The sequence below is a fragment of the Leeuwenhoekiella sp. H156 genome (genome assembly GCF_052218455.1).
Classification (GTDB): domain Bacteria; phylum Bacteroidota; class Bacteroidia; order Flavobacteriales; family Flavobacteriaceae; genus Leeuwenhoekiella; species Leeuwenhoekiella parthenopeia.
Genome location: NZ_CP197499.1, coordinates 1,718,512 through 1,739,078 on the forward strand (window position 1 = coordinate 1,718,512; position 20,567 = coordinate 1,739,078).

General features: G+C 41.5%; 21 protein-coding genes and 1 tRNA gene. 9 read left to right on the forward strand and 13 right to left on the reverse strand.

The features are described 5' to 3' along the window. Nucleotides 1–54: 54 nt before the first annotated feature. On the forward strand, nt 55–975 hold the full coding sequence (locus ACSSS3_RS07365) for an ABC transporter ATP-binding protein (RefSeq protein ID WP_442847031.1): 921 nt from the start codon (nt 55–57) through the stop codon (nt 973–975). 70 nt (nt 976–1,045) lie between these two features. Next, on the forward strand, nt 1,046–1,783 hold the full coding sequence (locus ACSSS3_RS07370) for a response regulator transcription factor (RefSeq protein WP_442847032.1): 738 nt from the start codon (nt 1,046–1,048) through the stop codon (nt 1,781–1,783). Nucleotides 1,784–1,786: 3 nt separating this feature from the next. Here ACSSS3_RS07370 and ACSSS3_RS07375 read toward each other — a convergent pair whose 3' ends face one another. From ACSSS3_RS07375 to pdxA, 7 genes are all read right to left on the reverse strand, one after another. After that, nucleotides 1,787–2,905, reverse strand: coding sequence for an NAD(P)/FAD-dependent oxidoreductase (locus ACSSS3_RS07375; protein WP_442847033.1), 1,119 nt, complete (start codon nt 2,903–2,905; stop codon nt 1,787–1,789). Nucleotides 2,906–3,153: 248 nt separating this feature from the next. Further along, nucleotides 3,154–4,506 (reverse strand): acetyl-CoA carboxylase biotin carboxylase subunit, encoded by a 1,353-nt coding sequence (gene accC / locus ACSSS3_RS07380; RefSeq protein WP_228229322.1) that lies wholly within the window; start codon nt 4,504–4,506, stop codon nt 3,154–3,156. A gap of 96 nt (nt 4,507–4,602) precedes the next feature. After that, nucleotides 4,603–5,103, reverse strand: a complete 501-nt coding sequence (accB, locus tag ACSSS3_RS07385) for an acetyl-CoA carboxylase biotin carboxyl carrier protein (RefSeq protein ID WP_228229321.1) — start codon at nt 5,101–5,103, stop codon at nt 4,603–4,605. A 28-nt stretch (nt 5,104–5,131) separates the two neighbouring features. Beyond that, entirely contained in the window at nt 5,132–6,127 is a 996-nt protein-coding gene (locus ACSSS3_RS07390) for a beta-ketoacyl-ACP synthase III (protein WP_228229320.1), read from the reverse strand. Nucleotides 6,128–6,289: 162 nt separating this feature from the next. Next, nucleotides 6,290–6,490: a 50S ribosomal protein L32 gene (gene rpmF / locus ACSSS3_RS07395; protein WP_099644251.1), complete on the reverse strand. Its 201-nt coding sequence runs from the start codon at nt 6,488–6,490 to the stop codon at nt 6,290–6,292. 9 nt (nt 6,491–6,499) lie between these two features. Next, on the reverse strand, nt 6,500–7,051 hold the full coding sequence (locus ACSSS3_RS07400) for a YceD family protein (protein WP_228229319.1): 552 nt from the start codon (nt 7,049–7,051) through the stop codon (nt 6,500–6,502). Nucleotides 7,052–7,147: 96 nt separating this feature from the next. Beyond that, nucleotides 7,148–8,224, reverse strand: coding sequence for a 4-hydroxythreonine-4-phosphate dehydrogenase PdxA (pdxA, locus tag ACSSS3_RS07405; RefSeq protein WP_442847034.1), 1,077 nt, complete (start codon nt 8,222–8,224; stop codon nt 7,148–7,150). Between the two features lie 126 nt (nt 8,225–8,350). Between pdxA and ACSSS3_RS07410 the strand changes: the two genes are divergently transcribed. Continuing rightward, nucleotides 8,351–8,941 carry a riboflavin synthase gene (locus ACSSS3_RS07410; protein WP_442847035.1) on the forward strand — a complete coding sequence of 197 codons (591 nt, stop codon included), beginning with the start codon at nt 8,351–8,353 and terminating at the stop codon, nt 8,939–8,941. Here the strand turns inward: ACSSS3_RS07410 and ACSSS3_RS07415 are convergent. Continuing rightward, nucleotides 8,913–9,143 (reverse strand): hypothetical protein, encoded by a 231-nt coding sequence (locus ACSSS3_RS07415; protein WP_442847036.1) that lies wholly within the window; start codon nt 9,141–9,143, stop codon nt 8,913–8,915. The genes ACSSS3_RS07410 and ACSSS3_RS07415 overlap by 29 nt on opposite strands. 433 nt (nt 9,144–9,576) lie before the next feature. Between ACSSS3_RS07415 and ACSSS3_RS07420 the strand changes: the two genes are divergently transcribed. Together ACSSS3_RS07420 and ACSSS3_RS07425 are read left to right on the forward strand one after the other, a co-directional pair. Then, entirely contained in the window at nt 9,577–9,930 is a 354-nt protein-coding gene (locus ACSSS3_RS07420) for an ISAon1 family transposase N-terminal region protein (protein WP_442844504.1), read from the forward strand. A 19-nt stretch (nt 9,931–9,949) separates the two neighbouring features. Further along, nucleotides 9,950–10,903 (forward strand): ISAon1 family transposase, encoded by a 954-nt coding sequence (locus ACSSS3_RS07425; RefSeq protein WP_442847412.1) that lies wholly within the window; start codon nt 9,950–9,952, stop codon nt 10,901–10,903. Nucleotides 10,904–11,021: 118 nt separating this feature from the next. Here the strand turns inward: ACSSS3_RS07425 and ACSSS3_RS07430 are convergent. Together ACSSS3_RS07430 and mce are read right to left on the reverse strand one after the other, a co-directional pair. Then, nucleotides 11,022–11,095, reverse strand: a tRNA-Ile gene (locus ACSSS3_RS07430). A gap of 87 nt (nt 11,096–11,182) precedes the next feature. After that, on the reverse strand, nt 11,183–11,584 hold the full coding sequence (gene mce / locus ACSSS3_RS07435; protein ID WP_442847037.1) for a methylmalonyl-CoA epimerase: 402 nt from the start codon (nt 11,582–11,584) through the stop codon (nt 11,183–11,185). A gap of 303 nt (nt 11,585–11,887) precedes the next feature. Between mce and rbfA the strand changes: the two genes are divergently transcribed. Then, entirely contained in the window at nt 11,888–12,280 is a 393-nt protein-coding gene (rbfA, locus tag ACSSS3_RS07440; protein ID WP_228229315.1) for a 30S ribosome-binding factor RbfA, read from the forward strand. A 7-nt stretch (nt 12,281–12,287) separates the two neighbouring features. Beyond that, complete coding sequence (locus tag ACSSS3_RS07445; protein WP_442847038.1) at nt 12,288–13,490, forward strand: ABC transporter permease; 1,203 nt, start codon at nt 12,288–12,290, stop codon at nt 13,488–13,490. 96 nt (nt 13,491–13,586) lie between these two features. Here the strand turns inward: ACSSS3_RS07445 and dusB are convergent, their stop codons facing one another. Next, nucleotides 13,587–14,591, reverse strand: a complete 1,005-nt coding sequence (dusB, locus tag ACSSS3_RS07450; RefSeq protein ID WP_442847039.1) for a tRNA dihydrouridine synthase DusB — start codon at nt 14,589–14,591, stop codon at nt 13,587–13,589. A 121-nt stretch (nt 14,592–14,712) separates the two neighbouring features. Beyond that, nucleotides 14,713–17,130 (reverse strand): outer membrane beta-barrel protein, encoded by a 2,418-nt coding sequence (locus ACSSS3_RS07455; protein WP_442847040.1) that lies wholly within the window; start codon nt 17,128–17,130, stop codon nt 14,713–14,715. 255 nt (nt 17,131–17,385) lie between these two features. On the opposite strand from ACSSS3_RS07455, the gene lepA reads away from it, so the two are divergent. Both lepA and ACSSS3_RS07465 read left to right on the forward strand, forming a co-directional pair. Continuing rightward, nucleotides 17,386–19,182, forward strand: coding sequence for a translation elongation factor 4 (gene lepA / locus ACSSS3_RS07460; RefSeq protein WP_442847041.1), 1,797 nt, complete (start codon nt 17,386–17,388; stop codon nt 19,180–19,182). Between the two features lies 1 nt (nt 19,183). Next, a complete protein-coding gene (locus tag ACSSS3_RS07465; RefSeq protein ID WP_442847042.1) occupies nt 19,184–19,351 on the forward strand; it encodes a hypothetical protein in 168 nt (55 codons plus the stop codon). 67 nt (nt 19,352–19,418) lie between these two features. On the opposite strand, the gene ACSSS3_RS07470 is transcribed toward ACSSS3_RS07465, so the two are convergent. Continuing rightward, on the reverse strand, nt 19,419–20,513 hold the full coding sequence (locus ACSSS3_RS07470) for a Gfo/Idh/MocA family protein (protein ID WP_442847043.1): 1,095 nt from the start codon (nt 20,511–20,513) through the stop codon (nt 19,419–19,421). Between the last annotated feature and the right edge of the window lie 54 nt (nt 20,514–20,567).

Here is a 20,567-nt window from a genome sequence, read left to right on the forward strand (position 1 = left end):
AATAATTAAAACCACACAGGTTTCAGAAACCTGTGTGGTTTCCATAGCTACACGATGCTGCACGTAACAATTGATTCTTTTGCCTATGCCGAAAATCCGGTTTTAAAAGATCTCGATTTTAAAATCGAAGAAGGACAGCATATTTCTATTTTGGGCGAAAGCGGGTGTGGAAAAAGTACCCTGCTTCAAATCATTTACGGCTTACTTCACGTAGAGCACGGAAGCATTTTCTGGAAAGATCAGGAACTTTTAGGTCCTAACTTCAATCTGGTACCCGGCGAGGCTTTCATCAAATATCTGGCCCAGGATTTTGATCTGATGCCTTTTATTTCGGTGGCCGATAATATAGGCAAACACCTCTCGCGCCGCTTTATGCAGCAGCGCCAGAAGCGTATAGATGAATTGCTCGAGGTGGTAGATATGACGGCGTATGCAGACCAGCACGTAAAAAACCTAAGCGGTGGTCAAAAACAACGTGTTGCCCTGGCCCGTGCCATTGCCAAAGAACCCGAACTGCTCCTACTTGACGAACCCTTCAGCCATATAGATAATTTTAGGCGAAATGCTTTGCGGCGAAAGCTTTACGCGTATTTAAAAAAAGAAGGCATTACCTGTATCACCGCCACTCACGATAGTGAAGAAGCGCTTTCGTTTTCTGACGAAATTAAGATGATGCGCGAAGGTACTTTTATACAAACCGACACGCCAGAAGCCTTATTCCAAAATCCAAAGGATGAATATGTAGCTTCGTTTTTTGGTGATGTCAACTATTTAAAAATCGATGGCAAAATCCGGCTTTTGATGCCGCATCAACTCAGGGTTTCTTCATCTGAAACCGAATTTAAGGCCACAGTAATGAAATCCTATTTTAAAGGAAGCTACTATCTGATTGAAGCTTTTTCTGACACTAAAGCGATTTATTTTAATCATAACACGAATCTAAAAGCAAATACAACGGTTTTTTTAAAAATCTAAATAGCTCATACCTAATAGATAATTCAAATTATATTATTTTTAATATTTTAGTTATTGTTGAATAATATATATGGAGCTTATTTACAATTCAAAGTTTCTTAGCATTCATTTGGATGATGGAATTATGATTCAGGAATGGACTAAGGTCCAGCTCACTGAAGCAGATTTTAAAGAAGAACTGAAAAACTTTTTGGAGCTGTTTAAAACCTATAAGCCTCAAGGAGCCTTATGGATTTTAGACAATCTTGATTTAGAAATTTCTGAAAGCCTGTATAAATGGGTTGAAGAAAATATTCTGAAAGCCTTGTATCAGGCAGGTCTGCGCAAACTCCCATCTACAGTACCCAAAGAAAAGTTGATTTATTTATCAATCATCAACACTGTTCAGAATGTGGGACTCGTTTTAAAACCAAACTTTTTCTCCTCCAGACAAGAAGCTCTAAAGTCTATTAAACATCCCAGGAGCTCAGAAAATAACGCCTTTAACTATCAGGTTAACGAGTCTAAACAAAGCGGTGAGATTATTTTAGAAATGGATTACGACCAGCTGCCCAAAGTGATCAAACACCTTGATAAGCTTAACAATGAATTGAAATTTAATGAAACGAATCAAAGCTATTTTGACCAACTAAGTTTCAGGGAAGTTGAAATTTTTAAAAGTATTGCTCAGGGTAAATCAAACAGGGATATCGCAGAAAATTTATGCCTTTCTGAAAGCACCATTGCTACACATCGCAAATCAATAATTAAGAAGTTGAACATCAAATCTGTAAAGGACTGGCAACATTATGCCGATGCGTTTCTGTAAAGATTAGTTTTTGACTAAACCGGCAAGCTTCTTCCCCACCAGGCTACCTATAGCTATACCCATTCCGCCCAGGCGCACACCGCAAAATACGTTAGCTGACAGGGATTCTAAGACAGGCTGCTTTTGATCGCCAACCCCAAGAATACCACTCCAGCGGTGCTCGATCTCAAAACGTCTTCCGGGTAAAATTGTCTCTGCAAGTACCTGCTCTAAATACTGCTGAATTTGTGTTGTTGTCCCAAAAGAATCGGTTTGCTCGCCTTTGAAGTCCAGATTACGGCCTCCTCCCAGTAAAATGCGATCGTCTATGGTTCTAAAATAGGTATAGCCTTCATCCAGATGGTACGTTCCGGTCAGGTTTAAATTTTTAATGGGGCCGGTAATCAATACCTGATTGCGGGCGGGTTGTACCGTTGAAATTCCTAATTTTTGTGCGAAACCATTTGTGGCTATAAACAATTTTTGGGTTTTGAATTCGGCTAGAGACGACTTGAGCACAACCCAATCGCCAAGATCGTTATAATTTTCTACCGTGCAGTTGTTGAGTATTTGAATAGTATTGTGCTGTGCCAAATCTACCAGCGCCCGCATCATGTTGCCGGCGTCGAGTTCGCCCTCTTCTTTATTAAACAACAGTTTCGGCTGAATGTTTTTGAAGTTTTGTGCATTGGGTTTTATGCTGAAAATGGCTTCGTTAAAGAGCGGCTGCAGTAAGCGGTTAACGCGCTCTACCGAATCTAAACAGGTTTCATACAAATCCTGCTGACTCTGGAAAAACAGTTCATAACCCCCGTGTTTTTTAAAACCTAGTGCCTGCTCTCCCAATCGGTTTTTAAGCACTTCAAGCCCTTTTACACGCATTTCTACCAGATTGAGGAGTTCGTCTTCGGTATGTGTTTTAAGATCTGCCAGAAGTTCTGAAACGCTCCCGAAGCAGGCAAAGCCCGCGTTTTTGGTACTGGCGCCCTGAGGCATCGCACCGCGCTCTAAAATGAGTATTTTGGCTTTGGGATACATCTCACGAAGTTCTAGTGCGCAACTTAAGCCGGTAATACCGCTGCCCACAATGGTAAAATCTACGTTGGTAAACCAGGTTTTATATTCCCAATAGGAAAGTGCCACGCAATTCGTTTTTCTGGATTCTATTCAAAGATAGGTTAAACCGGTAAAGCCTGTAAGAACTTCAGTTGCTTCTGCTTTACGAGATAGCCTGCGTTAGGGATTGAGCGGTTTGTTTGAGCTCTTCTGCCCCATACGGGCAGAAAGCGAGCCGTGAAAGCCCGACCCCGCCTTTTCGCGGGGTAACGCCCTTAAAAAAAAGAAAACCCCAAACTTAAGGTTTGAGGTTGTTCTTCTGCTTGATTTTTTATCTACTCTTCTTCCGGAGCATTCATTACAAAATCGTTCATAAACGCGGTGGTGTAATTGCCTGCTATATAATCGGGATGATCCATCAACTGGCGATGGAAAGGGATTGTGGTTTTAATACCTTCTATCACAAACTCATCTAGCGCACGCTTCATTTTATTGATGGCCTCTTCACGACTTTGAGCCGTGGTAATAAGTTTGGCGATCATCGAGTCGTAGTTAGGCACAATAGAATAGCCGCTATACACGTGCGTGTCTATGCGTACCCCGTGACCGCCCGGCGCGTGCAGGTTTGTAATTTTACCCGGAGACGGTCTGAAGTTGTTATATGGATCTTCAGCATTGATACGGCACTCGATAGAATGCAATTGTGGATAGTAGTTTTTACCTGAAATGGCTACACCCGCAGCTACCAATATTTGCTCGCGAATCAAATCGTAATCAACTACCTGCTCTGTGATGGGATGCTCTACCTGAATACGGGTGTTCATCTCCATAAAGTAGAAGTTGCGGTGTTTGTCTACCAAAAATTCTACGGTACCGGCGCCTTCATATTTAATGAATTCGGCAGCACGTACAGCAGCATCTCCCATTTTTTCGCGAAGTTCATCGGTCATAAAGGGTGACGGCGTTTCTTCGGTAAGTTTTTGATGACGGCGTTGTATAGAGCAGTCACGCTCTGAAAGGTGACAGGCTTTACCGTTGCTGTCGCCTACTATTTGAATTTCAATGTGGCGGGGCTCTTCGATGAGCTTTTCCATATACATGGCGTCGTTGCCAAATGCCGCGGCAGATTCCTGACGGGCAGAATCCCATGCCTTTTGAAGATCTTCTTCCTTCCAAACGGCACGCATACCTTTACCTCCACCTCCGGCAGAAGCTTTAAGCATCACCGGATAGCCGGTTTCTTTAGCTACGCGCTTGCATTCTTCAAAGTCTTTAATAATGCCATCACTTCCCGGAACACAAGGAACCCCTGCTGCTTTCATGGTAGCTTTTGCCGTGGCTTTATCTCCCATTTTGGCAATCATATCTGGCGAAGCACCAATAAATTTCACTCCGTGCTCTTCACAAATTCTCGAAAACTTGGCGTTTTCTGAAAGGAAACCGTATCCCGGATGTATGGCGTCTGCATTGGTAATCTCTGCAGCAGCCATAATATTTGACATTTTGAGATAAGACTCGCTACTGGGTGCAGGACCTATACAAACGGCCTCATCTGCAAAACGTACGTGCAGACTTTCGGCATCTGCAGTAGAATACACTGCTACAGTTTTTATGCCCATCTCTTTACAGGTTCTGATTACGCGTAATGCGATTTCTCCCCTGTTTGCTATAAGTATCTTTTTAAACATATCTCTGGTACATTAATGGCAATGCAATTTGCCTGAAGCGTTTTCGACTGGTTGCCGCTAGAGACTGCTTCTGGGAAGCAATCGGGCTGCAATCAATTAAGCCGGGTCAACCAGGAATAATGGTTGGTCAAATTCAACAGGTGAAGAATCGTCAACAAGAATTTTAACGATCTTACCTTTTACTTCACTTTCTATTTCATTGAAAAGTTTCATCGCTTCAATTACACAAAGCACATCACCTTCTTTTATTGAAGATCCTACTTCAACGAAAACAGGCTTATCTGGAGCCGGCTTACGGTAGAATGTACCAATGATTGGCGACTTCACCGTGATGTATTTGTCACTCTTATCTGCAGGTTTTTCGGCTGCCTCGGCTGCCGGCGCTGCCTGGGTTGCTGCTGCCGGTTGTGCTACAGGAGCAGCTTGCTGAGGCATAGCGTTGCCCATCATAGGCACCTGCTGTACGATTGTAGTCTCACCCTTACCTTCTTCGGTTGTTTTGATGGTGATTTTAAAATCATCCATCTCAAGCTTCACCTCACTTGCACCAGACTTGGCAACAAACTTGATAAGGTTTTGAATTTCTTTTAAATCCATAATGAATAAACGTTAGTTAGATTAAAAATTAAGCATTGTAGGCCCATTTCAGGTAGATGGAGCCCCAGGTAAAACCGCCACCAAAAGCGGCGAATATTAGATTGTCCCCTTTTTTAAATTGCTTCTCAAAGTCGCTCAAAAGCAGGGGTAGTGTGGCAGATGTGGTGTTTCCGTACCGCTGTATATTCATAAGCACCTTGCTGTCATCAAGCTGCATACGTCTGGCAGTAGCATCTATAATGCGTTTATTAGCCTGGTGTGCTACAAGCCAATTAACGTCATCGTGGGACAAATTGTTGCGCTGCATAATAAGCTCGCTTACATCGGCCATATTAGAAACGGCAAATTTAAAAACAGTTTTTCCGTCCTGATAAACGTAATGTTTTTTATTAGCCACAGTTTCTTCGGAAGCAGGCATTAAAGACCCACCGGCTTCGATACGCAAAAAGTCTCTTCCTATACCATCTGACCTCAGATACTCATCCTGAAGTCCCAAACCTTCTTCATTGGGTTCAAATAAAGCTGCGCCGGCCCCGTCACCAAAAATGATACAGGTCGTACGATCTGTATAATCAATAATTGAAGACATTTTATCTGCTCCTATTAAAAGCACTTTTTTATATCTGCCGGAAGCCACATAGGCCGAAGCTGTAGACATCCCGTATAAAAAGCTGGAACATGCTGCCTGTAAATCGTATGAAAATGCGTTTGTGGCACCAATGGAGGTGGCAACATAGGCAGCTGTAGAGGCTACCGGAAGATCTGGAGTTGCGGTGGCCATAATGACCATATCAATTTCTGAAGGGTCAATACCGCTTTTTGCAATTAAATCTTCGGCTGCTTTTATACCTAAAAAAGAAGTTCCTTTAGAAGGGTCTTTTAAAATGCGGCGTTCTTTTATTCCTGTTCTGGTCGTGATCCATTCATCATTGGTCTCAACCATTGTTTCCAAAATTTCGTTGGTAAGCACATATTCTGGCACATAAGCGCCAACAGCAGTTATGGCTGCAGTGATTTTACTCATATAAATCTGGTTTCTGCGAAAAAATAGCGTTTTCGCGTAAAAATGGAAGGAAAAGTACTAAAAATCGATTAATTAGCGTCGATAATTAACTTTTTTTGGTACTCCTCAAAAATAAAAAAACTCCCGAAAAATCGGGAGTTTGTTTGGTTTTACAAGCTGCCGTTAAGCCACTTCCTCGTTAGAAGTCGCGTCTATTACAACCTGCCCTCTGTAATACAATTTACCTTCGTGCCAGTGTGCGCGGTGGTAAAGGTGTGCTTCACCAGTAGTGGCGTCTACACCAATTTTAGGCATTGCAGCTTTGTAATGCGTTCTTCTCTTATCTCTTCTGGTTTTCGAGGTTTTTCTCTTAGGATGTGCCATTACCGTATTCTATTTATCTGTTAAAAAATCTTTTAGTTTATCCCAACGGGGATCTGTTTCCTTAGGTGTCTGAGTTTCCGGCTCTTCAACCTCCTTATTTTTAATACTTAATTCTTCAAGTTTATCAAGTATGTCTGACTCCAGGCTGCCGTCCTCAACTCCGGGATGCACCCGTTTTAAGGGCATCGCCAAAACGATAAGCTCATAAATGTATTGGGCGATATTTACCTCGTAATCACCATGAGGCAAAATTAAAATATCGTCAATCTCGTCATTATACTCCTGCCCAAACTTTACCACAAGCTTATACGAAGCTTCAATGGGGTGGTCATACGGCTCGTTTGTAAGATCACAATTTACATTTACAAAACCCTGAGCATCAAAATAAAATTCCATCAATGTGGACTTTTTACTTAGGATTACCTTTAAATCTACGTCTATAGAATTAAAGTCATCATACTCAAAATGCTCAAAGAACGTGTTATCAATTTTATATTGAAAATCGTGCTCCCCTTGTTTTAAACCAACAAACTGGATGGTATACGTTTTCAAATGCTTCATTACCTTCCTTTCCTAATTCAAATCTTTCCGCAAAAGGCGGGTGCAAAGATATAAATTTTTATTTAGCTGTTAATTAAGTGTGGATAAATTTTTTATCTACCTTTCTTTCTGGCGTGAACGCCCGCCCGGTTGCTTCTTACGGGGTTGCTTTTTGAGGACGTTTTGGGTTAATTCGGCGTATTCTTCCCTTTTTTTGTAAATATCCAACGCCATAAATACCGCTTCTTTAAAAGAGCCTGTATCTGCAACTCCCTTTCCTGCAATCTCAAAAGCAGTGCCGTGATCTGGGGAAGTGCGCACTTTATTAAGTCCGGCAGTATAGTTTACCCCTTTACCAAAAGCCAGGGTTTTAAACGGTATAAGCCCCTGATCGTGATAAGCTGCAATTATCGCATCAAAGTTTTTATAATTTCCGCTACCGAAAAAACTATCTGCGGCATAAGGCCCGTAAGTGATTTTACCTTTTGATCTAAGCTCGGCAAGTGTAGGAATCAAAACCGCATCATCTTCCTTACCTATGACCCCGTTGTCCCCGACGTGCGGGTTTATTCCTAAAAAGGCAATTTTTGGCCGTTCTACCCCAAAATCCTGAATAAGACTCTGGTGGATGGTTTCAAATTTCTTTTTAATAAGGTCTGTTGTGATGCTAAGCGAGATATCACTTACCGGAACGTGATCGGTAAGAAGGCCCACCTTGAGATGTTCACTCACCATAAACATAAGGCTGTTTCCCTCCAGTTCCTGGTTCAGGTAATCGGTATGGCCGGGGAATTTAAAATCTTCAGCCTGAATAGATGCTTTATTGATGGGTGCCGTTACCAATACATCAACGTCTCCATTTTTTAAGGCTTCAACTGCTGCTTTAAGCGACTTGATAGCGTAGGCACCGGCTTCCGGATCTTCCTTTCCAAAATTAATCGAAGGGTTTTCGTTCCACACATTCACCACATTTAGTTTACCGTCGATGGCCTGTGAGGCATGTTTGATCCCCTGAAAGTTAAGATCCAGTTCAAAATGCTTTAGAATATAGGTTACGGTTTTTGCTGAAGCAAAAATAACCGGTGTACACAAATCGAGCATAAGCGCGTCCTCAAGAGTTCGCATCACAATCTCCCCTCCAATACCGTTTAAATCTCCTATGCTGATTCCTAATTTTATACTTTGTTCTTTCATAGTAAACCCCTTTTTGGTTTTCCTTTGTAATAGAATTGTAAAAGTAGTTAAGTAAATAACCACAGGACACATTCCAATTCATTTTATTTAAACCCTATTTTAAGTAAATCTTCAAAAACCAAACTCATGTTTACCGGAATTATAGAAAACCTCGGAATTGTCAAAAAGCTTAAGCCTGAGAATGGCAATCTTCATATAAGCGTTCAAAGCAACCTTAGTGCGGAGCTTAAAGTTGATCAGAGCGTTGCGCACAATGGGGTGTGCCTCACCGTAGTTGATCTTCACGAAGATTCGTACACGGTTACCGCTATTGACGAAACTTTAAAGAAAACCAACCTGAGCACCCTCAAGGAAGGAGATTCAGTAAATCTGGAACGTGCAATGATATTGGGCTCACGCCTGGACGGACATATTGTACAGGGTCACGTAGATCAAACGGCGACTTGCATTGCTATCAAAGAAGAGGATGGGAGCTGGCTTTTTACTTTTGAATATGATCCCAAGTTACAAAATGTGACTATAGAAAAGGGTTCTATCACCATTAATGGAGTAAGCCTTACGGTCGTAAACTCAGAAATTAATGAATTTAGCGTAGCCATTATTCCGTATACCTATGAGCATACCACGTTTAAAACCTTTAAAAAAGGAACTCTGGTAAATCTGGAATTTGACGTTATTGGAAAATATGTTAAGCGTCTTCTGGAAATTCGCGCTTAGTATTTTCACTAAAACCCAGCAGGTAAATTCCTAGAACCAGACCAACCGGTATGAGTAAAGGAATGTAATCGTCGATTGGAACTTGGAGACCCGGTGCACCTACACTTGGGTTTTTTTGGGGGACTGGCGGTTCTTTTTGAGCAAAAGCCATGGCAGCATATAAAAATGCGAACAACAGAAGTAGGGTATTTCTGATTTTCATAGCTGTTTGAAGTGGGACATTCTAATTACTCGCGACGAAAGTACTAAAAGTTATTAACTTTCGTAGCATATTTTATGCATATAATCGAATAAATATTATTTTTCAAAGATATTTTTATTGACAATATTGTATTCTAATCGGATGATTTTCCTCAATTTAGCCCTATTTTCAGGAATATCAAAATAAACGAAGTAGCTTAATTCCTACTTGTTGATAATTTTCCCTAATAACGAGAACAGAAAAAAGCCTACTAAAAGTAAGGCTTTTGATTCTTCTGTTTACACTAAAATACATAGGACAGGCAAAACAAAGACGGCCAAAGCATTTTTGGATAGCGTAAACCGTTTTTTTGAAGACTAGAAAAAGGATCATTCTCAAAAGTTGTGTGTGAATTGAATGAATAGTTTGATTTTTGTTTTCTAAACAGGAGGCATTGGACGCATATATAGATTTACTTAAGATTTTATTACCAGAATTATTGATTACCCATTTTAACCTTACCGGTCATCAAACAGAGGGAGATATACTGCACCTGCATTTTGAAGAAAAACCAGAGGTCCCTAAAGAGTTTTCTTCAAGCCTGGTCACAGCGCACGGGTTCCATAAAGAAATAACCGTTCAGGATTTTCCTGTGCGTGGCAAAAAAGTATTCCTGCATATAAAGCGACGTCGATGGCTCAACAAACAAGACAAAAAAGTTATTCAGCGTGACTGGAACTTAGTAGCACAGGGAACCCGAATGACCGTCGAGTTTGCTGCTTTTTTAAAAGTACTTAATCAATACTAAAGCTTCTGACTGTCATACCATAGGTGGGTTCTACGGAGTAAACGGTAAAAAACTTCAACGCCAGTACAAAGACCAATTAAGCGACTTCAAAACTTGGGAGCAAAAACCACATGCTAAGCAATGGCTCATCTTTCCAGAGAATATAGGAAGATACTTATCTATTGACGAAACTGCGCTATCCAGAGGGGAGCTCTACACCATAATCACAAATAAAAAAGCAAAAGGTAAAAAAGGATGCATTGTTGCGATCTTTTCCGGCACTAAAGTAGAGCCTATCATAGAGCAGCTCCTTCAAATACCAGCAAAGAAACGAGCCAAAGTCAAAGAAATCACTTTGGATATGGCTAATTCAATGAAGACCATTGCAAGAAAATGTTTCCCAAAAGCAATACAGGTTACAGACCGATTCCATGTACAGAAACTGGCACTGGAAGCCTTACAGGATATAAGGATCAAACACCGATGGGATGCTATAGATATGGAGAACGAACAAATTAAACAAGCCCGGTTAAAACAGAAAAGTTTTACTCCCAAAACCTTTGACAATGGGGATACCAAAAAACAGTTATTAGCCAGGAGCCGGTATCTGCTCTATAAAGCACCTTCAAATTGGACAGAAAACCAATACCAGCGAAGTAAAATACTCTTCGAGCACTATCCAGATATAAAGTTGGCATTTAAGCTCACGCAAAGACTTAGGGATATATTCAACAAAGCAAAGTCAGTAGAAGTGGCTTATACAAAACTGGCTCATTGGTATAAAGATGTAGAGAACACAGGATTTAAGGCATTCAATACCATTGCTAATACCATAAACATTAATTATAGATCAATACTCAATTACTTTATAAACAGAAGTACTAACGCTTCAGCTGAGTCCTTCAATGCAAAGATCAAAGCATTTAGAAGCCAATTTAGAGGAGTAAAAAACATAGAATTCTTTCTATACAGATTAACTACAATTTTTGCTTAAACACAACAATTAGGATTGATCCCTTTTGAAGACTAGAAAAATTCAACTACTATTTTATCTCTGGAATAAAAAAACCCCTACAAACGTACTGTTTATAGGGGATTACAAGTGTTCTAAGTGGTCCCACCTGGGCTCGAACCAGGGACCACCTGATTATGAGTCAGGTGCTCTAACCAACTGAGCTATAGGACCAGCTTTTAAGGTGTATTACATCTTAAAGCGGGCGCAAAAATAGTATTAATTTTCATTTAGCGCAAGGTTTTCATTTTTCTTCTGCCATTACTCCCGATCCTGGCACAATTCAATCAAGACCCCTTTGGTGCTTTTAGGATGTAAAAACGCAACCCATTTGTCATCTGCCCCGGCTTTAGGCTCTTCGTTAATCAGCTCAAAACCTTCAGCTTTCAAACGCTTCAATTCGGCATTAATATCTGTCACCGCATAAGCTATATGATGCACCCCTTCTCCCCGCTTCTCTAGGAATTTAGCTATGGCACTGTCTTTATTTGTAGCCTCAAGCAATTCAATCTTACTCGCGCCCATTTTGAAAAAAGAGGTATTCACCCCTTCCGAATCAACCCGCTCAGTTTTATAAGGAGGTATACCAAATAACTTTTCATAAAGAGCATTGGCCTCATTCAGGTTTTTAACTGCAATCCCGATATGTTCTATTTTTTCCATTACTTAAAACTACGGCATTTTCTTTAGTTACACGAGGCTGAGATAGTCTTACAAGAATATATAGAACCTGAAATCAGCCGGTAGCTGCAGCAGATTAAAAATATGGGACAATTTAGAAATTAGGAGTTTTACCTACGTCATTAAAACCAAGCCGTGCAACCTACAATTTTCAATTCGCCGCTCAATTATCGCCAAATAGAAGACTTACAAGCACCCTACTACTAAAACCTGCTGCCTGAAAAATATGACTTCGTGATCCCGCACGTAAACGTCATGCAATTTTATTGACGTATTTTTGCCTCTATGGAAACAAACAGACAAAAGAAAGTAGCCGGTGTTTTGCAGCGCGATCTGGTAGACGTGCTTCAAAAAGCATTGATGCAGGCCGGTGTTAAAAATATAATCGTGTCGGTAAGCAAAGTCAACGTAACTACCGATTTGTCACAGGCAAAAGTATACATGAGTATATTTCCTCATGCAGAAGCTACAGCAATGCTTAAAGAAGTCAATGCGGTTAAGCCTTTTATCAAGCACGAAATTGCACAGCGTACGCGCCACCAATTGCGCCGTATGCCCGAACTGCAATTTTATGTAGACGATTCTTTGGAGTACATTGACGGTATAGACAAATCGCTGAAAGGAACCGAAGATCCTATAGAAAATCCCGATTTACTGCCTCGTCGCAAAAAATCTTAATCCTATCTTGAAGTTTTCAGTATTTATCGCAAAACGTTACCTGTTTACTAAAAGCAGTAATAATGCTATAAATATAATTACCCTGATTTCTGCTTTGAGCATTGTGGCCGGTTCGGCTGCTTTGTTTATTGTGCTTTCCGGATTTTCAGGGTTGAAAGATTTCAGCCTCTCGTTTTCTTCCCTTTTTGATCCCGACATAAAAGTGATTCCCGCGAAGGGAAAAACCATCACTTTTGATGAAAAAACCATTGAATCCCTTCAAAATAGCGTAAGAGTAGCCGATTTTACCAAAATTATTGAAGAGCGTGCTTTTTTAGAATTTAGGGGGAAAAACCACATCGCCTATATTAAAGGTATAGATGAAAATTACCTCAAGGTCAACCCTATCGATAGTACATTACTTTATGGAAACTGGTTATCGCAGGATGAGCCTTTAGCTGTTATCGGTTTTGGAATTTCCAGAATTCTCTCCCTTGGGGTTAACAATTACACCGATTTGCTGCGCGTTATGGTCCCCAGGCCCGGCAGCGGTCAGATCACCGATCCTACTCAGGCCTTTAACAGTTCGCAGCTTGTGGTTTCTGATATTTTTCAGATAAATGAAGAACTCGATCAAAAGTATATTTTTGTCAACTTTAACTATGCGCAGCAGTTGCTCAACTATCCGGATACCACGTTAAGTGCCCTCGAAATACGCTTAAATCCCGGAATGGATCCTATCTCAGCACAACAGGAAATCCAAAGCCTTTTTGGTGATCGGGCCGAGGTCAAGACCCGTTTTCAGCTGAACGATAAGCTCTATAAAATGCTTAATGCCGAAAATCTGGCGGTGTATCTCATTTTTACTTTAGTCCTGATCATTGCATTATTTAATCTTGTGGGAAGCATCATCATGATCATCATCGACAAGAAATCGAACATCAAAACCATGCATAGTATGGGTGCTTCGCTGAAAGAAATCAAGAAAATCTTCTTCCTTCAGGGAGCGATGATGACGGTATTTGGAGGTTTGCTGGGTCTGGTTATAGGCGCACTCGTGGTTGCGGCTCAATTGCTTTTTGAACTCAAAATGATCACGCCCACACTGCCCTATCCTATGCAGTTTACGATCACAAACTTTTTGGCCGTGTTTTTAACCATAAGTATTCTTGGAGTTCTGGCTTCCTATCTGGCTTCTTCAACCATCAGGCCGAAGTTACTTCAAGACTAAAACATTGCCTGAGTGGTATAGTAAACTACCTCGTTACAAGCCCACGAATCATCTAAAAGAAACAAAGCCATGATTTCGAGGCAAGTCTCGAAATAATTATACACTTTGGCTAAGCCAATCAAAGTCTGCAAAGCGTTCTTCTACCTCATCAAAGGTGTCAAAGACGTCTACCGCATCGTCACAGGTAACCATTTTCATACGATAGGGCTTAAAGTCCGGAATGCCTTTGAAGTAATTGGTATAATGCCTGCGTGTTTCAAACACCCCGAGTTTCTCACCCTTCCAGTCAATGGCCATTTTAAGATGTCTGCGAGCAACCTCAATACGTTCTTGCATGGTAGGCGGCGCTAAGTGTTTACCGGTTTTAAAGAAGTGTTTGACTTCTCTAAAAAACCAGGGATAACCTATACTTGCCCGGCCAATCATTGCGCCGTCAAGTCCGTACTCATCACGCATCTCCACAGCACGCTCGGGCGTATCTACATCGCCATTGCCAAAAACAGGAATATGCATGCGCGGATTGTTCTTTACTTCTGCAATAGGCCGCCAGTCGGCACTACCTTTATACATCTGGGCACGGGTTCTTCCGTGAATGGAAATCGCCTTACAGCCCACATCCTGCAAACGTTCTGCTACCTCAACAATTTTAATGGAATCGTGATCCCAGCCCAAACGGGTTTTTACCGTAATGGGCAGATTGGTGTGCTTCACCATCGCTTCGGTGAGCGAAACCATCAAATCTATATCTTTTAAAATACCGGCTCCGGCGCCTTTAGAAACCACTTTTTTCACCGGGCAGCCGAAGTTGATATCAATAATATCGGGTTTTGAAGCTTCAACAATTTCAACACTTTGCAGCATTGATTCCAGGTTCGCACCAAAAATCTGGATACCCACCGGGCGTTCTTTCTCATAAATATCAAGCTTCATCACGCTCTTTGCAGCATCGCGTATAAGGCCTTCGCTCGAGATAAACTCGGTAAATACCACGTCTGCACCCTGCTCTTTACACAATGCGCGAAAAGGTGGATCACTCACATCTTCCATAGGTGCCAAAAGCAACGGGAAGTCTCCTACATCTATATCTCCTATTTTTGCCAAAGCTTTGAATTTTAAGTCGGTATCGTTGAGATTGCTCTCAAGGATACCATTTCTGGATTACCGCGCAAAATTAAGCAATGTTTGGTAAAGTAGGTTAATGGCGGTTCTGATTAGTAGATATCTAGTCTTTCCGCTCTAAACGGGTTTCTTCTTCAGCATTTACCGCTCTGCTATTATCGCTGAGCTTAAAGTTTCCAAATTTATACCGAAGGCCTACCCGTATTTTTCGGGATTCGGGCATCGCAAAAAAGGAATTGTTTTGATTTAAATAACGTGACGTAAGCGGCATGTTATTCGTATTGAAAATATCTTCCGAACTCAGATTAAAAATAAGCCTTCCATCCAGAAAAGTCTTTTGAATATCAATGTTTAAAGCATACTGCGGTCTGTCGTATTGATAGGAACCTGCTAAAATATTGGAGGTAAAAGTATTTACAAGAGTCGCGCTTAAGCCGGGTTCAATAACAAAATAATTTTGCGCCTGAACAAAAATCCCATTGATACCCTGATTATAATCTTGTGCTCCGCTCTCTAGTGCTTCAAACTCATTTTCCATTCTAAAAAATGATGTGTAAACACTCATCCACATCCAATTGGTCACAAATTCTGAATAGGTCACATCCAGGCTGTACTGCTGCTCATAATTGAGATTCGTGTTCAAACCTCTAATCGTCAGGTTTTCATTATCCTGAAAAGGCAAACTGCTCATTGCATTATCTATACGATCCCAGTATAGACTGAAAATAAGTTTATTCTTAAATGTGTAATTAAACTCTACCCGGTTTGCAATTGCAGGCTGAATATTAGGATTTCCTTCCTGAAAGTTGTTTTCATTTAGAAAATACCGATACGGATTTAAGCTTTGAAAACGGGGTCGATCAATCCTGCGACTGTAATTCAATCCAAAAGAATGGTTTTCTGAAGGATTATTCATCAAGTAAATGGTCGGGAAAAGCTCCAGATATTCCTGAGTATTTACAACTCCTAAGGTTCGTGAATTCCCATTAGCATCGGTATATTCTCCCCGTAAACCGGCCTGAAGACTCCAGGTCTCCCAATCTTTCGAAAAGCTGAAATACGACGCGTAAATACTTTCGGTGTAGTCAAAATTGTCATTTAGGATTGCATTGCCGGAGTTAATGTCCCCATTACCGTCAAAAAAATCCTGCCTGCTGTTTGAATTGATCCCCGAATATTTAGCCCCCGCTTCAAAAGCCCAGTTTCCTAAATTCCCGGTATAATCAAGCTGCCCGGTATAAATTTGTGAATCCTGAGTAGGAATGGTATTGAACGAATTTGCATTCAAAAGCTTGCCTTGCGGCGAAAAATAGCGCGTGGCTACCACCTGTGATTGATCGTTCGAATAGTCAATATAGTTGGCATTTGCAGTAAGTGTTGCCCCGTTTTCGCCCAGCTGCCTTTCGTAGTTAAGATTAAAAAGCAAATTATCCCGGGAATTCTCCAGGAGACTTTGTGTGGTATAAAGCGAATCAAGCCGACCCTGCGGGTCGAAAATTTCGGTTCTTCCGCTGATGTCTGAATCAGCTTTTGGTGTGTGCAGCACATTGGCACTCAGACTCAGCATGTCTTTTTCGCTTAGCGTAAAATCTAAAATGGTATTGAAACTGTGCGAAAACGTGCGTGTATCTTTTAAAAACAGATCATCCCAGGTTGCTTTAGTGCTTCCATTGGGATTAAAAAATTCAATAAAACCCTCGTCGGTTTTAGTATCAAAACGCGAGTTGAAAGTATAACCGGCATAGGCATTGAGCCAATCGGTTTTATAATAATGACTGCTACCTGCTGCGTATTTGGGTAAAATTCCCACAGTTGCCGAAGCATCAACACTTCCTTTATAACCGATAGACAGATTTTTTGAAGTCACGATGTTCAAAATCGCTCCGCCTTCTGCATCGTATTTGGCCGGTGGTGTGGTAATCACCTCAACCGATTTTACGTTTACCCCTGCAAAACCTTCCAGCAATTGCTGCAGCTCGTCATTTGTTAAATACACCTTGCGATCGTTGATGTAAACCTGCGCCGGGCGATTTCTAACCAAAATTGTTCCCTGATTGACAATGACTCCCGGAGTGCGTTTTAAAATATCAAAGGTTGTCCCGGAAGAAATCGCTGTGTTTTCCACATCAAAAATCAGACGATCCACCTTACGCTGTATAATCGGCCTGCGTGCCGTGACGGTAACCTCATTTAAAAACTGGGGGGATTCTTTAAGCACAAGAGCTTTTAAACTTAAGCTTTGCTGCAGTTCAAAAGGATCGCTGTAGGCGTCTTCATAGCCCACAAAACTGGCCTTGAGCAGATAATTACCGGTAGTAAGATCTTCAAATTTAAACAGACCTTCTTCGTTGGTAACAAACCCACTCACAAAAGTAGAATCTGCGGCTTTTAAGAGCAAGACATTGGTGAATGGGACGGGGTTTTGTTCACTATTTTGAACAAGCCCATCAAGACTTAGACTTTGAGCTGATAGAAATAAGGGGGCGAAAACAAAGACGTTAAAGAGTAAAGTGGATCGCATAGATTTCAAATCTAATTTAATTTCTATGTTTTTAAGATACTTCAATTAGATTTTCGATGATTTGCCCTATAAATTGCCAAAAATAGAATAATTAGAAAATGCATTAGCTAAACTGTATATTTGCAGACTAAAGTTGACCTTATTTAGGTACTTAAACAGATGGGTTTTCGATTTATACCATTTTTGGCTGTCTAAAAATTGCAAATGAATCGGGAGGCCAATGCTTAAACAAGGCAACGCTGATGAAGAACGTCTATGAAGAACATTCGCAATTTTTGCATTATCGCTCACATTGATCACGGGAAAAGTACGCTTGCAGACCGTCTGCTAGACTCTACAGGTTCTGTAACCGATCGTGAAAAACAGGAGCAATTACTTGATAATATGGATCTGGAGCGCGAGCGTGGTATTACCATTAAATCGCACGCCATTCAGATGAATTATATACACAACGGTGAGCCTTATATTTTAAATCTCATCGACACTCCGGGACACGTGGATTTCTCCTATGAAGTGTCACGAAGTATTGCTGCCTGTGAAGGTGCTTTGCTTGTGGTTGATGCCGCACAGAGCATACAGGCGCAGACCATTTCTAACCTGTATCTGGCTCTTGAAAACGATCTGGAAATTATTCCGGTGTTGAATAAGGTTGATTTGCCCAGTGCAAACCCCGAAGAGGTGACCGATGATATTGTAGATCTTTTGGGTTGTAACCCCGAAGATGTAATCCCGGCCAGTGCTAAAACCGGCATTGGTATCACCGAAATCCTTACTGCGATTATTGAGCGTATTCCGCCACCGAAAGGAAATCCTGACGAGCCTTTACAGGCCTTGATTTTTGACTCGGTTTACAATCCGTTTAGAGGGGTTGAAACCTATTTTAGGGTATTGAATGGTGAGATTACCAAAGGGCAGAACATCAAGTTTATGGCCACCGGTAAAACCTATTTCGCAGACGAGGTAGGAACTCTCAACCTAAAACAAACGCCGAAAAAAGTAGTCAAAACAGGCGATGTAGGTTACCTCATCACGGGTATTAAGGAAGCCAAAGAAGTAAAAGTGGGGGATACCATCACCGATGCGAAAACGCCCACAACCAATATGATCGAAGGTTTTGAGGATGTAAAACCGATGGTATTTGCAGGAATTTATCCGGTAGACACCGAAGATTATGAAGATCTGCGTTCTTCGATGGAAAAACTGCAGCTCAACGATGCGTCTTTAGTATTTCAGCCCGAGAGTTCAGCGGCATTAGGTTTTGGTTTCCGTTGCGGATTCCTGGGGATGTTGCACCTGGAGATCATTCAGGAACGCCTGGAACGTGAGTTTGATATGACCGTGATCACGACCGTACCTAACGTATCGTATCACGCGTACACCATAAAAGATAAACAAACGCCAATACTGGTTAACAACCCTTCCGATTTACCTGATCCTTCAGGTATGGACCGGGTTGAGGAACCCTATATAAAAGCTACTATCATTACTAAATCTGATTTTGTAGGTCCGGTAATGTCCTTATGTATCGAAAAGCGGGGACAAATCACCAATCAGACCTATCTTACACCTGAGCGTGTGGAATTGTCATTTGATATGCCTTTGGCCGAAATCGTATTTGATTTCTACGACCGCCTGAAAACGGTTTCTAAAGGCTATGCCTCTTTTGATTATTCGCCAATAGGCATGCGGGCTTCCCATCTGGTAAAAGTTGATGTGCTCTTAAATGCAAATGTGGTTGACGCGCTTTCAGCTTTACTACACCGCGATAATGCCTATGATATCGGCAAAAAGATGTGTGAGAAGCTAAAAGAATTGATCCCGCGTCAGCAGTTTGATATTCCTATTCAGGCAGCGATTGGAGCCAAAATCATCGCACGGGAGACCGTAAAAGCCCTGCGTAAAGACGTTACGGCAAAATGTTATGGTGGTGATATTTCGCGTAAGCGAAAACTACTCGAAAAGCAGAAAAAAGGTAAGAAACGTATGCGCCAGGTGGGTAACGTAGAAATCCCTCAGGAGGCATTTATGGCCGTACTGAAGCTTAACGATTAAGATGAAATTAACCAAATTACAACTCACGGGTCTTGGCCTTATCGTGATTTGCGGTGCTCTGAGTCAATGGACAGCGGCAAAGGAAAGTCAAACCCTGGTTTGGATTCTCGCAATTGGTGCTGTTATGGGGGTCGCTTTTGTAGTTTCAGATTACTTTAGCCGCAAATAAACCGGCATTAAAAACAAAAAAAGCTTCCTGAAAACGGAAGCTTTTTTGTTTGGTATTCATTCGGGTATTAATACTGTTCCAGTTGAATGCGCTGGCTGTTGTTATAGCCCGACTTTAGCGCCGCCTCCACAATTTGAATATCCCGCAAACCTTCAATGCCGGGTGCAATGACAGGCGTATCATTTAAAATCGCGAGTGCATCATCATCCATTTGCAGGGCTTGCTGGTTACAGTTGCAGGCTGGTAACTTTTTACCATCACTGGTGCTTCCCTGAACGCCATTATAACTCTGAAATGGGGATAACTCGTAGTCTCCGTTTTCACAATTTACCTTCAAAAAATTCACATTATCAGCATAAGTAACCCTGGCTGTGGTCTTTAAGCCCCCTGGAAATTCTACATCAAGCCATGTGATTTCAGGCGCTTTATTGAGAAACAAATCCGGTCTTTGGGTTTCGTGACGTGCGGTAAGTGAAAGTGGCTCCAGACCCGTCGCATAACGCAGGGCATTAATATTATAAACACCCATATCGTAAATAGCGCCACCACCTTTAGAACCATCCAGACGCCAACCGCCGCCCGGGCCTATGCGCCAGCCTACTTCAGTATCTACATTTTGAATGCTTCCGTAGGGCTTTGTTTTAGCCCACTTCATTATAGTTTGGGTATTTTCCTCGTGCTGCATGCGATACCCGATAGCTAATTTGACTCCGTTTTTATCGCAGGCTTCCATAATTTCGCGGCATTCTTCAACCGTCATCGCCATCGGTTTTTCACAGAAGACATGCTTTCCGGCGTTAGCCGCCATCACGCTGTATTTTTTATGTAGAAAGGTGGGCGTTACGATGTAGACTACATCAATATCCGGATTATTTGCAATCTCAGGCAATGTCTCATAACTGTATACATTTTCGTCCTTTATACCGTATTTCTGCTGCCATTGCGGAATTTTCCCGGGACTTCCCGTTACAATACCCCGCAGTTCAATATGTTCGGTTTGTTGCAGGGCAGGAGCCAAATTGTTAGTCGCATAGCTACCCAGGCCTAGTAAAGCAACACCCAGTTTCTTGTTGGGTTTAGAACAGGCATAATAGGGTAAAGGCAAGGTAGATGCTGCGAGAACAAGACCTGATTTCTTCAAAAAACTTCTGCGGGTACTCATAACTTTTTTGTTTTCAAGTTAATGAATGCCCAATCAATACAGAAGAGCTTTCTA